The sequence below is a fragment of the Hymenobacter terrigena genome (assembly GCF_054776515.1).
The window spans coordinates 232,912-248,706 of the sequence record NZ_BAAHBU010000004.1 but is presented as its reverse complement, the minus strand read 5'-3'; the positions used below and the strand labels follow the sequence as shown (position 1 = coordinate 248,706).

The 15,795-nt window shown below is 62.5% G+C and carries 10 protein-coding genes; 5 read left to right on the top strand and 5 right to left on the bottom strand.

Going from position 1 to position 15,795, the window contains the following annotated elements; genetic code table 11:
* Positions 1–4: 4 nt before the first annotated feature.
* The gene (locus tag ACYU7Q_RS17620; protein ID WP_460610736.1) at positions 5–958 is read right to left on the bottom strand and encodes an HNH endonuclease; all 954 of its coding nucleotides are present in this window, start codon (positions 956–958) and stop codon (positions 5–7) included.
* Positions 959–1,192: 234 nt separating this feature from the next.
* Here ACYU7Q_RS17620 and ACYU7Q_RS17615 point away from each other — a divergent pair, with 234 nt between their 5' ends.
* From ACYU7Q_RS17615 to ppk1, 3 genes are all read left to right on the top strand, one after another.
* On the top strand, positions 1,193–4,525 hold the full coding sequence (locus ACYU7Q_RS17615; RefSeq protein ID WP_460610735.1) for a T9SS type A sorting domain-containing protein: 3,333 nt from the start codon (positions 1,193–1,195) through the stop codon (positions 4,523–4,525).
* 271 nt (positions 4,526–4,796) lie between these two features.
* Positions 4,797–5,291, top strand: a complete 495-nt coding sequence (locus ACYU7Q_RS17610) for a SixA phosphatase family protein (RefSeq protein ID WP_460610734.1) — start codon at positions 4,797–4,799, stop codon at positions 5,289–5,291.
* A gap of 241 nt (positions 5,292–5,532) precedes the next feature.
* The gene (gene ppk1, locus ACYU7Q_RS17605; RefSeq protein ID WP_460610733.1) at positions 5,533–7,605 is read left to right on the top strand and encodes a polyphosphate kinase; all 2,073 of its coding nucleotides are present in this window, start codon (positions 5,533–5,535) and stop codon (positions 7,603–7,605) included.
* A 93-nt stretch (positions 7,606–7,698) separates the two neighbouring features.
* Here ppk1 and ACYU7Q_RS17600 read toward each other — a convergent pair whose 3' ends face one another.
* Positions 7,699–8,097, bottom strand: coding sequence for a CHRD domain-containing protein (locus ACYU7Q_RS17600; protein WP_460610732.1), 399 nt, complete (start codon positions 8,095–8,097; stop codon positions 7,699–7,701).
* Positions 8,098–8,491: 394 nt separating this feature from the next.
* Here ACYU7Q_RS17600 and ACYU7Q_RS17595 point away from each other — a divergent pair, with 394 nt between their 5' ends.
* Positions 8,492–11,350, top strand: coding sequence for a TonB-dependent receptor (locus ACYU7Q_RS17595; protein WP_460610731.1), 2,859 nt, complete (start codon positions 8,492–8,494; stop codon positions 11,348–11,350).
* A 111-nt stretch (positions 11,351–11,461) separates the two neighbouring features.
* Here ACYU7Q_RS17595 and ACYU7Q_RS17590 read toward each other — a convergent pair whose 3' ends face one another.
* The 3 genes from ACYU7Q_RS17590 to ACYU7Q_RS17580 all read right to left on the bottom strand — a co-directional run bounded on the left by ACYU7Q_RS17590 (position 11,462) and on the right by ACYU7Q_RS17580 (position 14,479).
* Complete coding sequence (locus tag ACYU7Q_RS17590; RefSeq protein WP_460610730.1) at positions 11,462–12,544, bottom strand: hypothetical protein; 1,083 nt, start codon at positions 12,542–12,544, stop codon at positions 11,462–11,464.
* Between the two features lie 122 nt (positions 12,545–12,666).
* Positions 12,667–13,998, bottom strand: a complete 1,332-nt coding sequence (gene hflX, locus ACYU7Q_RS17585; protein ID WP_460610729.1) for an HflX GTPase family protein — start codon at positions 13,996–13,998, stop codon at positions 12,667–12,669.
* A 184-nt stretch (positions 13,999–14,182) separates the two neighbouring features.
* The gene (locus tag ACYU7Q_RS17580) at positions 14,183–14,479 is read right to left on the bottom strand and encodes a c-type cytochrome (protein ID WP_460610727.1); all 297 of its coding nucleotides are present in this window, start codon (positions 14,477–14,479) and stop codon (positions 14,183–14,185) included.
* A 159-nt stretch (positions 14,480–14,638) separates the two neighbouring features.
* Between ACYU7Q_RS17580 and ACYU7Q_RS17575 the strand changes: the two genes are divergently transcribed.
* Entirely contained in the window at positions 14,639–15,754 is a 1,116-nt protein-coding gene (locus ACYU7Q_RS17575) for a glycosyltransferase family 4 protein (protein ID WP_460610726.1), read from the top strand.
* Positions 15,755–15,795 lie beyond the last annotated feature (41 nt).

Sequence of the window (15,795 nt, the reverse complement as noted above, 5' to 3'; positions counted from 1 at the left end):
AGAATTAGTGTGTACCCGTACATTGTGCCCTCAGATTCTCCCGCCCCGGCCACCACTCCGGCCGGTGGGGCAGCCGCAGCTCCTGCCCCTCGAAGCGGCGCACGCCGTAGTCGCCGCCGCTGAGCTCGCCGAAATCCTCGGCCAGGCGCACGCGGTAGTCGGCGTCAATCCAGAACAGGTGGCGGTCGAAGGCGCGGTGCAGGTTGGGGCACAGCGCGAGGCCGTTGGGCAGGGTGTCGTCGTGGCTCACGGCCCAGGGCACAATGTGGCAGGCATCGAGCAGCGGCACGGGGCTGCTGCGGGTGCTGAGCAGCTTTAGGCCCGATACGGCGCAGGTGTAGTCGTAGGCTTCGAGCACCACGCGCTTGAACACGCCGCTGCGCACGTTCAGGTCCAGCTCGTCGGCCAGGTGCAGGTGGGCGCGGTACTCGGCGGCGGGCTCTTCCAGCATTTGGCGGCGGATGCCGGCCAGCGCCTCCTGCCCGGCGCGGGCGCGGTAGCGGCCCTGCGTTTGGGGGAAGTAGCGCGTGAGCAGGGCTTGCGTGAAGGCGGCCCGCTGGGTGGGGTCTTGCAGTAGTTGCCAGAGGTCGGCATCGAGCGCGGCGTAGGCTACCACGTCGCGCAGGTGGCGGAAGCTGCGGATGGAGCCCGAGCGGGTGAGCAGAATTTCGAGGCCGGGCCAGGTGTGCAGGTGCCAGAAGCCGTCGGAACGCAGGTGGTAGAAGGGCAGCGCGAAGTTGGCGGCCGTGAACAGCGCGGAGGTGCCCAAATCGGTGCAAATGGCTTTGAAGGCCGCGATGAGCTCGGGCGTAATTTCGATGCGGTTGCCCTGGATGGAGCCGTCGGCAATGCCTTCGAGCACGGCCAGCAGCAGGGCGGGCTTGTAGGGCGCTTCGCCGTGCTGGCGGCTGGTGGCCACGCGCAGGTGCTGGAAGCGGCGGAGGTAGGAGGGGAGCATGGGAGCAGGTGAGCGCAGGTTGCCGGGCCTGGGGCAGTGGTTGGGCCGGGCATAAACCGGCCCGGGAGGTGTGGGCGAGATGGAAAAGAATCGGGAAAAGGTAAGCCGGGCGGCGCTTGCTTCGGCTGCGGGCCTCTCCTGACGAAGTGATTGAGGGGCAGTCAGAACAGTGCAGGAGAGTGTGGGCAAAGGAAGCGGGTAAGTTCAACTCATCATCCATTTCCCATCCCCACTATGTACAAACACTACTTTCTTGCCCTCCTGCTGGCGCTGAGCTTTCGCCCGGCAATTGCTGCCCGGTACTACGTGGCCCCCACGGGCAGCGACACCAACAGCGGCACCATTCAACAACCCTTCCTCACCATTCAGCGGGCCCAGACGGCCGTGTCGGCCGGCGACACCGTGTACATCCGCGGCGGCACGTACATGATGAATAACACAAACATATCGGGGCACTCCACTGCCGCCGCCGGTTCCTACGCCTACATCACGTACCTGACTAAAAGCGGCTCGGCAACGGCCGGACGCATCAACTACTGGGCCTACCCGGGCGAGCAGCCGGTGTTCAACTACGCCGGCGTCGACCCCGGCATCACCGACACCAATCCCGTGGCCAACCCCGGTGCCGTGCCGGCCCCTTACCGGCTCAGCGCGTTTGAGGTCACGGGCTCGTATATCCACCTGCGGGGGCTGGAAGTGGTGGGCTTGCGAGTGCCGCGGGTGGCCAGCACCGTCAATACCTTGTCCATCTGCTTTTCGCAGAGCGGGCAGTTTGGCAACAACATCTACGAGCGGCTGAGCATGCACGATGGGCAAGCCATCGGCTTTTATTTGACCCGGGGCCCGAATAATCTCATTCTGAACTGCGACGCCTACCGCAACAACGACGACATCAACGTGCCCAACTCCACCGGCACCCAAAACGGCGGCAACGTGGACGGTTTCGGCTGCCACCCCAACCAGCCCACCTACACCGGCAACGTGTTTCGCGGCTGCCGCGCCTGGCAAAACAGCGACGACGGCTACGACTGCATCTCGGCCTTCGCTGCAACGACGTTTGAGAACTGCTGGGCATTCTACAACGGGTTTACGCCCAAGTTCGTGAGCCGGGGCGACGGCAACGGCTTCAAAACGGGTGGCTACGGCACCTCCACCACGCCCAGCGTGCCCGCCACCATTCCGCGCAACATCGTGCGCGGCTGTGTGTCGGTGCGCAACAAGTCGAACGGGTTTTACGCCAACCACCACCCCGGCGGCGTCACTTTCATCAACAACACGGCCTACCGGAACGGCGGGGGGACGAGCAGCGCCAATTTCAACATGCTGAACCGCGCGTCGAACTACCAGTCCGACGTGCCCGGCTACAACCACGTGGTGCAAAACAACATCAGCTACAGCCCGGCCGTGACGGGCAACGACTTCATCAACTACGACCCCACCCAGTGCACCATCGACCACAACACCTTCGGCCCCAACAACGTGGGGGTAACGGTGAGTGCCAGCGACTTCGTAAGTCTCGACACCACCCGGCTGCGCGCCCCGCGCCAGGCCGACGGCAGCATGCCCGTGGTTTCTACCCTGCGCCTGGCGTCCGGCAGCCGGCTCATTGACGCCGGCATCGACGTGGGCCTTCCCTACAGCGGCGCGGCGCCCGACCTGGGCGCGTTTGAATTTGCCACGCTGTGGACCGGCGCAGTAAGCACCGATTGGTTTGAGGCCGCCAACTGGACCGGCGGCGTGCCCACGGCCACCACCGATGCCCTGATTCCCACCAACGCCAGCACCCGCTACCCGCTGCTGAGCACCGGCACGGCCACGGCCCGCAACCTCACCATCAACGCCGAAACCACCGTGGACCAGAGCGGCGGCACGCTCAGCCTGACGGGTAATCTCATTAACAACGGCAGCTACACGGCCACCGGCGGCACCCTGGCCACCAGTGGCCCCGCCAGCCAGACCCTGGGCAGCGGCAGCGTGCTCACGTTCCAGAACCTGAGTGTGGGACCGGCCGGGGCCACGTTGGGCAGTGCCGCCTGCTTGCGGGGCGTGCTCACGCTGCAAGGCAGCCTCAGCACCAACGGCCAGGCCCTGACGCTGCTTTCCAGCGTGAGCAATGGCGTGGCCACCGATGCCCTGGTGGTGAACAGCGGCGGCGCGGTGCTGGGCACTGCCACGGTGCAGCGCGCCATCGACCCAAGCCTGAACGCCGGGTTGGGCTACCGCCAGTACACGGCCCCGGTGAGCAACACCACCGTGGCCGACCTGGCCACCACGGCCAGCGGCGGCAGCTTCGCGCCGGTGGTAAACCCGGCTTACAATTCGGCCGCCGCGCCCGGCAGTGTGCGACCGTTCCCGACCGTGTACGGCTACGACGACAGCCGCCTGGCCCTCACCAACACCATGAGCAGCTTCGATAAAGGCTGGTTCTCGCCGACCACGCTGACCGATGCGCTGGCCGTGGGCCGGGGCTACACCGTGAACATCGGGGCCGGGGAACTGGTCGATTTCCAGGGCACCCTCACCAGCGGCGACCAGCAGCTGGCCCTGCCCAGCAACCGCGCCAGCTACCCCGACGGCGGCTGGCATCTGCTGGGCAACCCCTATCCCGCGCCGCTCGACTACTCGCGGGTAGCCCCCGCCGACCGCGCCGGCCTGGAAGATGCCATCTACGTGTTTGGCAGCAGCGCCCAGTACGCGGGGCAGTACCGCAGCTACGTCAACAACGTCGGCAACCCGGTGCTGCCGGTGGGGCAGGCGTTTTTTGCCCGCGTGGCGGCCGGCCAGTCGTCGGCCACCCTCACCTTCCGCAACGGCCAGCGCCTGACCACGCCCAGCCCCACTACCTTCCAGCGCGCCACGGTCGAAACCCGGCCTCTGGTGCAGCTCACCTTGCAAGGCGCCGGCCGCCCGCTGGTGGATGAGGCCACCGTATATTTCGAAAGCGGGGCCACCAGTGGGTTTGATGCCGCTTATGATGCCGGGAAACTGCCCAATCCTTCCGGCCTCAACCTCTCCACCGGCCTGGCTGGCCACAACCTCAGCATCGACGGCCAGCCCATTTTGGGCACCGCTCAGCGCGTGGTACCGCTGGCCGTGGGCGTGCCGCAGGCCGGCACCTACACCCTCACCGCCACCCAGCTGCTGAACCTGAGCACCACCGCCGTGTACCTGCGCGACGTGCAGCTCGGCACCCTCACCGACCTCACGCAGCAGGCCGCTTACCAGTTCACCGTGACTAATGCCGCCGCGCTCAACACCACGCGCTTTGAGCTGGTGTTCTCGGCCCGGTCGGCGCTGGCTGTTGCCTCAGCGGCTTTGGCGCAGCAAGTGGCGGTATACCCCAACCCGGCCAGAAATCAGGTAGCCATCGAGCTGCCGCTCAGCCTGAGCCGCCAGCCGGTAATGGTGGCTTTGGTTGATGCCCTGGGCCGGGTGATGCGTCGGCAGGTGCTGTCTGCGGGCCTGGCGGCTCATGTGTTGCCGCTATCCAACGTGACGCCCGGCATCTACTCCCTGCGCCTGACGACGGAAATGGGAATGGTGGTGAAAAAGCTAATTGTTGAATAAGGTGAATGACCGTAAAAGAGCCCCGTCGCCGGTTTGGCGACGGGGCTCTTTTTCATTGCGGCTGCCTGGAAGTCGGGAGAACCATTTAGAACAGTCATGCAGAGCGCAGCGAAGCATCTTTACCGCAGTAGTAAATCAATCGGCTCAACGAAGCGGTAAAGATGCTTCGCTGCGCTCTGCATGACTACCCGTGTGCAAACAGTTATCCTGTTCCCCCTCATAACCTTTTCCTAATGCCTGATGTAAGCCAAACGCCACTAGCTTCGCCTCCATGAAAACGCTTTATCTACTTCGCCACGCCAAATCCAGCTGGAGCTTCGATGAGCTCAGCGACCAGGAACGTCCCCTCAACGACCGGGGGCGCGACGATGCCCCCCTGATGGGCCAGGCCCTGGCCAAGCGCCGCATCTGCCCCGATATCATCGTGAGCTCGCCCGCCGTGCGCGCCATGAGCACGGCCGTGCTGGTGGCCCGCGAAATGCAGTACCCGCACGATAAGATTGTGGTGGAGTCCGGCATCTATGGGGCCGACGTGGACGATTTTCTCGCCATCATCAAGGATTTGCCCGATTCGGCCGCCTCGGCCCTGGTGGTGGGCCACAACCCCACCATTACCGAAACGGCCAACGCGCTGTCGCCCTCCAGCCTCAACGAGATGCCCACTGCCGCCGTGGTCTGCCTACGCTTCGAGTGCGACCATTGGGCCGAAATAAGCAAGGTGAACGCCGAGTTTTATTTCTACGACTACCCGCGCAACGTGGAGTAGGGACCAAGGCTGTCACTGCGAGCACCGTGCTTGTCATTGCGAGCGTAGCGAAGCAATCCGTCCTGTCAACACCAGACATTTTCTTCCGCGACAAGCCTTTTTGCGAATACAGCCGTAAAGGGCGAAACTCAACGAAGTAAGCTGGTCGCTCAGGGAAGTGTCTGGCCCTGACAGGACGGATTGCTTCGTCGTGCCTCCTCGCAATGACCGGCGCAGCCCTCGCAATGACAAAACCCGCCTCATGAAAACCCTTTCCCGCGACCTGAGCTGGCTGCGTTTCAACGCCCGCGTGCTGCAAGAAGCCCAGAGTGATGCCGTGCCGCTGCTGGAGCGCCTCAAGTTCCTGGCCATTTTCAGCAGCAATCTGGATGAGTTTTTCAAGGTGCGGGTGGCCACGCTGCGGCGGCTGACGAAGCTGAAGAAGAAAACTCGCGCCAGGCTCGGCGAAAGCCCCAAGCGGCAGCTCAAGGCAGTGCTGGCCGAAGTGGCGCGGCAGCAGGAGGAATTTGGGGCCACGTTCCGGGAGCAGCTGCTGCCCGAGCTCAACCGTCATCACATTCACCTGCTCACCGAGGCCGAGCTCACCGACCAGCAGCGCGAGTGGACGGCCCGCTACTTCGACAAAAACGTGCGCGACCTGCTCTCGCCCGTGGTGCTCGACGACACCCTGCACCATCTCTTCCTCAAGGACCAGGCCGTTTACCTCACCTTTTTCCTGAGCCAGCCGCACGCCGCCAGCAAGGCCAAAAGCAAGCACGCCGACGAGCGGGTGCTGATAATGGAGCTGCCCACCAAGCGCCACGGCAGCCGTTTCGTGCGCCTGCCCGACGAGGGCGAGGAGCGGTACGTGCTGTTTCTGGACGACGTAATCCGGGTGGGGGCACCCAGCCTGTTCCCGGCGTATGAGAAAGTGGAAGTCAATGCCGTGAAGCTTTCGCGCGATGCCGAGCTGGACATCGAAGAAGAGGTGTCGGGCGACTTGATGGAGAAAATCCGCAGTAGCCTGGCCAAGCGCGCCACCGGCTTCCCGGCCCGCATGCTCTTCGACCCCCAGATGCCAAAGGAAGTCCTGCGCGCCATCAAGCAGAAAACCGGCATCACCGACGAGGAGCTGGTGGAAGGCAGCCGCTACCACAACTTCCGCGACTTCTTCGGCTTCCCCGATTTTGGCGAGCCCGACTTTCACTACCCGCCGCGACCGGCGCTGCCGCATCCCACGCTGCCGCGCACGGGCAGCCTGCTGGCGGCCATTGGGCAGCGCGACCACTTGCTGCACCCGCCCTACCAGTCGTTCGACTACGTGTGCCGGCTGCTCCGCGAAGCCGCCGCCGACCCGCGCGTGCCCAGCATCAGCATCACGCTCTATCGCGTGGCCAGCAAAAGCGCCGTGGTGAAAGCCCTGCTGAAAGCGGCCAAAAATGGCAAGCAGGTCACGGTAGTCGTTGAGTTGAAAGCCCGCTTCGATGAGGAATCCAACCTTTTCTGGGCCGATAAGCTGAAGCGGGCCGGCGCGCACGTCGTCTTCACCCCGCCCGAGCTCAAGGTGCACAGCAAGCTGCTGCTTATTGCCCGCCGCGAGGCCGACGAAACCACGCGCCGCTACGGCTATTTCAGCACCGGCAACTTCAACGAAAGCACCGCCGACCTCTACACCGACCACGGCCTGTTCACGGCCGATGAGCGGCTGACGCAGGAGTCGGCCGCCGTGTTTGAGTACCTGCGCGACCAAAGCGTGGTGCCCGAGCTGAAGCAGCTGTTGGTAGCGCCCTTTGGCCTGCGCCCCGGCCTCAACGCCCTGATTGACTACGAAATTAAGCAGGCCAAAAAAGGCCACGACACCTACATCATCCTCAAAGTGAATGCCGTGGAGGACGAGGGCATGATTGCCCGGCTCTACGAGGCCAGCCACGCCGGCGTGCGCGTCGAGCTCATCGTGCGCGGCATTGGCCGGCTGGTGCCTGGCCAGCCTGGCTTCAGCGAAAACATCAGCCAGCGCGGCATCGTCGACCGGTTTTTGGAGCACAGCCGGGTGTACGTTTTCGGCCACGGCGGCGAGGAAAAAGTCTACGTGTCCTCGGCCGACTGGATGACGCGCAACCTCGACCGGCGGGTGGAGGTTGCCTTCCCCATCCTCGACGAAAGCCTGCGCGCCGAAGTGCGCCAGCTGCTCGATTTCCAGCGCCACGATAATGTGAAGGCCCGCGATTTCGAGAATGCGTTCATTCCGGCACCGGAAGGCGAAAAGCCCCTGCGGGCGCAGGAAGCCACCTACGCGTGGCTGAAAGGCATGAAGCGCCGCCAGCGGAAATCGTAGCGTGGGCTGGTTAGCTACTGCAAAAAAAGGCCCGCTATGCTAATAGCGGGCCTTTTTAACGGAGTTACTAAGTAGCCGGTAAGCCCCGGCTACTTACTGCTTTTTAATGTCGCCGCGAATCTCGCCGTTCGGGAAAGCCGTCGAGTGCATGTTCACGTACATGCCATTGTTGAGCAGCTGGTTTGCCTGGTCATCCGTGAGCGTCACCGTGCCCGTGATGGGCGAAGTCAGCGAAGAGAACGGAATAGCCACCGCTCCGTTGACGCCCGGTGCACCAGAGTGGATGTGAGCTGCCGAAGGCGTAAAACCCGAAAAGGTGACCGTATACGTAAGCAGCTTATTGCTGCTGGTGTACACGCCCGCAAAGGCTCCGGCGGCAGTCGTGTTGTTGGCCGGTACCTGCTGCGCCCCGTTGATGGTGGCCGTCAGATTGGTCGTCGTGTTAGCGGTAGGGGTGGCGTCGTCCTTGCTGCAAGCAGTAAAGAGGCTCAATGCGGATGCTAGAAAGAAAATGTAGGACTTTTTCATGTGGGTTAAAAGATTGTGTTTAAAATGGACTTGAAGAAAAGTTTAAGTTATTGTGCCTATAACTTAAACAAAATAAAAAGGTTTACGGTAGTATTCCAGAACGGAGACATAAATTACCGTCTGACGTCGCATTAACCACCTGATTTCCCATTTTGGGACAAAAAGCGGTTTTCCACTTTAGTAGTCAAAACAATGCTTTACCTGGACAGTAATGAATTGCCAATTGTCTGTTTATAAAATATAAATAAGATTATTCCGATTTGCAACGGAGCTAAAAACTCGTCACTTTCAGTCCTCTTTCTCTGTTTTCGCCTCAGCATTTTTAATTTTTATATTTTTTTCCTTTTCACGTTTTTGCATGAATAATTTTACCCTGCGCTGCTTTTTATTAGGAGTTTCGTTAACTCCGGCGCTGCTGCCGGCCACCGCCCAGGCCCAAACGCCTACCACTCCCGACGGGAGCACCGGAGCCGCTGCTGTTGGCAGCTCATCGAGTCTGACCGGGCAAGTCACCTCCGCTCAGGGGCAGGTGCAGCCCAACACTTCGGTGTCCATCATCTCGCTGGCTACCAGCCAACGCCGCACGGTACAGGCCGGCCCGACGGGCACGTTCACCATTGCCGGGCTGGTGCCCGGCGGGCCCTACGTGGTGCAGGTGCAGCAGCCCGGCTTCCGGGTGCAGAACATTACCAACGTGTTTTTGAAAGCTGGCGAGGCCACCGTGCTCACCGTGACGCTGAACCCGGAAACGGTGGCCGTAGGTACGCGCCGCAGCGACCGTACCGCCCTGGAATCGGCGGTGCCGGTTGACGTGGTGGAAATGAGCGAGCTGGTGCGCACCGTGCCCCAGACCGACCTCACGCAGCTGCTGCAATACACGGTGGCGGCCTTCAACTCGACGCGCCAGACGGCGGCCGGCGGCTCCGACCACGTGGACCCGGCCAGCCTGCGCGGCCTGGGCACCGACCAGATGCTGGTGCTCGTGAACGGCAAGCGCCGTCACACCACCGCCCTGGTAAACCTGCTGAGCAACCGCGGCCTGGGCAGCGTGGGCACCGACCTCAACACGCTGTCCAGCCTGGGCGTGGAGCGCGTGGAAGTGCTGCGCGACGGGGCGGCGGCCCAGTACGGCTCCGATGCCATTGCCGGCGTGATGAACATCAACCTGAAGAGCGACAATCACGGCGGCAGCGTGCTGCTGAACTCGGGCATCACCTCGGAGGGCGACGGCCTGGCCACGCTGCTAGGCGTGAACAAAGGCTTCCGGCTGGGCCAGAAGGGCTTTCTGAACCTGACGGCCGACGCCGACTACCGGGGCCGCACCACCCGCGGCTACGCCCGCGACCCGCTGGTGAGCCCCGTGTTTGTGGCCAACAACCCCGCCGCCGAGCAGGCCGCGCTGGCGGCCGCCGGCAAAACCTATAAGGACTTTGAGCAGCACAACGGCGATGCCCGCGTGCGCAACGTGCGGGGCTTGTTCAATGCCCGCGTTGAAGTGTCGGATGCGTTGGCCTTCTACGGTTTCGGCAGCTATAACTTCCGCCGGGGGCAGGCCAACACGCCGTGGGTGCTGCCTGCCACCCAGCCCAACGAGGTAGTGAAGGAGCTGTTCCCGTACGGCTACCAGCCCGAGGTGAACACCCGCATCCACGACGGTGCCGGCACGGTGGGCGTGGTGCTGGGCCGCAGCGGCCCCAACCACTGGACGCTGGACCTGAGCAACACCACCGGCTACAACCGGATGAGCTACGACCTGGCCAACACCCTGAATGCGTCGCTGGGCTCGGAGTCGCCCACGGTGTTTGCCAACGCCGGCGGCTTTCAGTTTCTGCAAAACGTGACCAACGCCACGGCCAACCGCTTCTTCGATAAAGTGCTGGCCGGCACCAACGTGGCCTTCGGCGGTGAGTTCCGGGCCGACCGCTACCAAATCCTGCGCGGCGACGAGCGCGCCGAGGCCGAGTACGACAACAACTCGCTGGCCCAGCAGGGCGCGCAGGGCTTCAGCGGCTTTGGCGAAGCTTCGGCGGTAGTGGGCAGCCGCACCAACGTGGGCGCCTTTCTCGACGTGGAAGCCGACGTAACCAAGCGCTGGAGCGTGAGCGGCGCCCTGCGCTACGAGAACTATTCCACCTTCGGCTCGGCCTTCATTTACAAGGCCACGACGCGCCTGAAGGTGACGGATTTTCTGGCCGTGCGCGGCGCCTTCAACACGGGCTTTCGGGCGCCGTCGCTCCAGCAGGCGCTCTACCGCCAGATTACGCAGCGCCCGGGCGTGAGCGGGGTGGTGTACGCCGGCATTTTCAACAACCAGGACGAGCTGACCCTGAAAGCCCAGGTGCCGACCCTGACGCCCGAAAAATCGCGGAGCTACAGCGCCGGTCTGGTGCTGACGCCGACACCGTCGTTCTCGCTCACGGCCGATGCGTACCTGATTGACATCGACAACCGCATCACGCTCTCGGGCCTGCTGCGGCCGGGCTCGGGCATCAGCCCGGAGTTTGCGCAGGTGCTGGCCAACAACCGCGTGAGCCAGGCCCAGTTCTTCACCAATGACCTGGACACCCGCACGCAGGGCATCGACGTGGTGGGCAGCTACCACCAGGCCCTGGGCAAAGGCCAGCTCACGGTGACCGCCGCGGCTAACTTCAACCAGACCCGCACCCGCGCCCAGAACATTCCGGCCAACTTCAGCAACCTGCAAACCGACGACAACCCGACCACCAACTACATCGACCCGCGCCAGCTGTCGCTCATCGAAACCGGCAACCCAGCCAGCAAAATCCTGCTCGGCATAAACTACAACGTCGGCAAATTCGGGGTGGGCCTGCGCAATACCTATTTCGGCCAGGTGAAATACTACGACGTGGCTCCTGACCCGTCTGTGTATGATTTTGGCGCCTACCTGCTGGTGTTCAAACCCCGCACCGTGACCGATTTGCTCGTCAGCTACCAGCCTGCCAAAGCCCTGACGCTGACCGTGGGCGCGCAGAACCTGTTCAACGTGAAGCCCAGTACCCTCAACGAAGCGGCTTCCAACGGCGTGGCCCCCGGCGGCTTCGCCAGCCGCAGCGATTTCGAGCGTTATTTCCAGGGCCGCTACGGCGTGCCGTCGCCCTTTCCGACCAACCACGACGTGTACCCCTACGCCCCGGTGCAAATGGGCTTTAACGGGGCCTTCGTATACCTGAAGGCGGTGTATAACTTCGGGATTTAGCGCTCAGCGTAGCTTTACAGCACAAAACCGGGGCCGTCGGTCCGCAGAAGCCTCCTCACTGAGGGCGTTTCTGCGGACCGACGGCCCCGGTTTTTCGGGTAAATAAGTAAGCTACTTCCGTCTGCGCTCGGCTTTTTGCAGCAGCTTTCGGGGCGGCACGATGAACAGGTCGAGGCTGGCGTAAGGCGTGCTCCCCAGCCGGCTGTTGATGAGGCGGTCGCGGGTGTTGTTGGTGCGGTCGAAGGCGTTGAACGCGTAGTTGTAGCGGTATCCGGCCTCAATGCCCGTCCAGAGGAAGGACAGCAGCTCGTGCTCGTAGCGCAGGCGGAATTTCAGGTCAATCTGACGCAGCTCCAGCGAAGTGACTTTGGGGTTGTTGGGCGCGGGAAAAGGTGTGCGCAGTTTGAGGTTGTAGTTGTTGCTGGCTACCTCGTAGCCGGCAAACAGCAGCGAGCTAGGCGAAAGGTTGCGCCGCACCAGCACCCGGGCCGGAAACAGAGCCTCCACGCCCCAGCGCGGGTTGAAGGAGCGGTTATACACCAGCACCGGGTAGATGCTCTGGCGGCCCAGCGTGTAGCCCAGCTGCACGCCCAGGCCCCAGGCAAAGGTGGGGCTGCGCTTCCAGCCGTAAATGAATTCGGAAGTGACTTTGAGGTAGTCGCTCACGCTGAGCTCGTCGGAATTGTAGTCGCCGTTGAGCTCGGTTTTGGTGCGCAAGAGGTACCAGTGCACCGCATCCACCGGCCGGATAACGGCCAGCTGCGCGCCGATGATGCTCAGTCCCTTGTTCTCGATGTTGCTGTAGAGGCCATACTGGTCGGTGGTGGCGGGCGTGCTGAACTGGAACTCCTGCCGGTCGTAGTTCAGGCCCAGAATGAGCTTGAGGTGCGGGTGGTTGAGCAGCGGTGCGTAGGCCTTCACGACGAGGTTAGCGTTTTTGCTGACCTGAGTATTGTAGTCGGCCGAGCCGCCCACGGCCGTACTTTTCAGGCTGAAGTTGCCCGGAATCCGCTCGTATTTCACAATGAGGCCCTTGCTCGGTCCCATGCCCACCACCTGCGAGTTGGCAAACGTCTGGGCATCGGACGCCCCAGTGGTATCGAGCGGCGCGGGCGGCGGGTACACCGGAATATCCTGTGCGGCGGCCCGGCCCAAACCCAGCAGCAACAGGCAGCTTAAACGGAAAAAACGCACCTGAATCATAAGAAAAAGGCCGCGCCTGATGAGGCCCGGCCTTTTTCTTACGCTAATATTCACGTAACGTTCATCGCTGCCCGGCCCGGCAACATTTTGATAATGCCGCCGGGCTGACTGGGCTACTCGCCGCCCCAGTTATTGGCCTGGTAGGGGTAGCGCTGCTGATGCAGGGCCGCCACGCGCTTGCCCAGCAACTCGCGCAGCTCGTCCAGATTGGTGCGGTCCTGGGCCGACACGAATACCACTGGGTCGTGCAGCTTGGCCATGTAGGTGGCTTGCAGCTGCTCCAGCGGTGGGCGCGGTGCGGTGCCATCGTCCTCGGCATCCAGCACTTCGCCGAAGGGGTCCTGTTCGGCGCCGTCCGGCTTGTACTGGTCTATTTTGTTGAACACCAACAGCATGGGCTTGTCAGCCGCGCCGATGTCGCCCAGCGTATCGTTCACCACCTGAATCTGCTCCTCGAAATTGGGGTGCGAGATGTCCACGACGTGCAGCAGCAAATCGGCTTCGCGAATCTCATCCAGCGTGCTCTTGAAGCTCTCAATCAGCTTGGTAGGCAGCTTGCGAATAAACCCAACCGTATCAGATAGCAGAAACGGCGTGTTGTCGAGCACGACTTTGCGCGTGGTTGCGTCTACGGTGGCGAACAGCTTGTTTTCGGCAAACACTTCGGCCTTGCCCAGCACGTTCATGAGCGTGCTTTTGCCCACGTTGGTGTAGCCCACCAGCGCCACCCGGATGCTGCCGCCGCGCGATTTGCGCTGCGTGTGACTCTGCTTGTCGAGGTCTTCGAGCTTCTCTTTTAGAAAGGCAATCCGGTCGCGCACGATGCGGCGGTCGGTTTCAATTTCCGTTTCACCCGGACCCTTCATGCCCACGCCGCCGCGCTGCTTGTCAAGGTGAGTCCAGAGGCCGGTGAGGCGGGGCAATAAGTACTGGTACTGCGCCAGCTCGACCTGCGTGCGCGAGGTGGCCGACTTGGCCCGCAGCGCGAAAATATCGAGAATGAGCAGCGAGCGGTCCACGATTTTCACCAGCAGCTCGGCTTCCAGGTTGCGCAGCTGGGAAGGGGAGAGGTCATCGTCGAACACGACCATGCTGGTGCCCTCGTGCTGCACATAGGCCTTGATTTCGGCCAGCTTGCCCTCGCCCACATACGTGCGGATGTCGGGCTTTTCGAGCCGTTGCACGAAGCGCTTGGTGGCAGTAGCGCCGGCCGTTTCAATCAAAAACGCCAGCTCGTCAAGGTATTCGGTAGTTTGCGCTTCGGACTGTCGGCGCGGGGGCACCGAGACGAGCACGGCGGTTTCGTGCTCTTTGGCGGTTTCGTAGGTGCCGTTGTCGGTCGCCTTTAGCAGGATGCGGCCGGCCCGGCCTTTCACGCCGTCGACGGCGCCGATGTGGCGGGTGCTGTTGCCGGGCTTGCGGCCGCCGGATTGGGTAGTTGCCATGGGAAGTTGTTGTCAGTATTGTATAGGTCAGGAGCTAGTAAACGCAAGTCTGGCCAAAAAGAACGTTACGCCGAGCATAACGACAGTCATGCAGAGCGCAGCGAAGCATCTTTACCTCAATGGTAATTCTTTTGATTGCGTTGCGCGGTAAAGATGCTTCGCTGCGCTCTGCATGACAAAACGGTTACTTCAGCGTCAGCGAATACGCCACCACCTGCTGCACCTGGGCTGGCGTGAGGCTTTTGCCGAAAGCCGGCATCTTGCCCATGCCGTTGGTGACAAGGTAGGTGCGGCCAAATTCGTTGAGGTTGCTCTTGGTAAGGTCGTGCGCGCCGTTGAGGCCGCGCTTGCCGTTGGCCCCGTGGCAGCGCACGCAGTTTTTCTGGAAAATGGCCTGGCCAGGCAGCGTGGGTGGCGCAGCCGAAACCAATTGCGGCAGCAGCGCCAAAACAAACAAAAAGACCGAAAGACGAAGGTTCATAGCAGGCACAACACGCAAAGAGCTCACAAAGTACCGGCGAAAGCGTGAATGAGTGAGGACGTGACTGAGTGAGCAGGTGAAATAACCGCACGACTCTAACCCTCGTAGGCCCGACCTTTGCCCCCATTCACTCAGTCACTCTCTCATTCAGCCACTCCCTTGCGCGTCGCCATCGTCATCAATACCAGCTGGAATATTTGGAATTTCCGTGCCAGCCTCGTGCGGGCCCTGCAGGCCGCCGGCCACGAAGTGCTGGCCATTGCCCCGCCCGATGACTACTCGGCGCGCCTCGAAACCGAGCTGGGCTGCCGCTTCGTGCCCATTCTAATGGAAAACAAGGGCACCAACCCCATCAAGGACGCCGCCCTCACACGCCGTTTCTACCGCATCTACCGGCGCGAGCAGCCCGACGTGGTGCTGCATTACACCATCAAGCCCAACATCTACGGCAGCATTGCGGCGCGCATCGCGGGCATTCCCAGCATCAACAACGTGAGCGGGCTGGGCACGGTGTTCATCATCAAAAACTTTGTGAGCAAGGTGGCACTGGGCCTTTACCGCTTCGCGTTCCGCTTCCCGGCCAAGGTGTTTTTCCAGAACGGCGACGACCGGCAGCTTTTCCTCGATAACGGCCTGGTGAAGCGCGGCATCACCGACCTGCTGCCCGGCTCCGGCGTGGATACCATCAAGTTCCGGCCCGCCGCCAGCTTCGTACGCCAAACCCCGTTCGTGTTTCTGATGGTGGCGCGGGTGCTGTATGAAAAGGGCGTGGTCGAATATTTCGAAGCGGCCAAAATCATTCGTCGGGCCGTGCCCGGCACCCGCATCCAACTATTGGGCGGGCTCGATGAGGCCGGCGGCGTGGGCGTGCCCCGCGCCACGTTTGAGGAGTGGCTGCTGAGCGGCGACATCGAATACCTGGGCCGCTCCGACGACGTGGCCGCCCACCTGCACCGCGCCGACTGCGTGGTGCTGCCCAGTTACCGCGAAGGCACCCCCAAAACCCTGCTCGAAGCGGCGGCCGTGGGCAAGCCCATCGTGACCACCGACGTGCCCGGCTGCCGCGAAACCGTGGTGGACGGCCGCAACGGCTACCTCTGCCAGGTGCGCAACGGCGAAGATTTGGCCGCCAAAATGCTGCAAGTGCTACGCCTGAGCGACGCCGACCTGCAGGGCATGGGCCAGAACAGCCGCTACCTGGCCGAAACCAAGTTTGACGAGCGGCTGGTGCTCGACAAGTACATCTCGGCAGTAGCAGCCGTGCCGCGGAAGTAAATGGTTTTTCACCCTGATAGTACGGTCCAGCTGAACTTGCC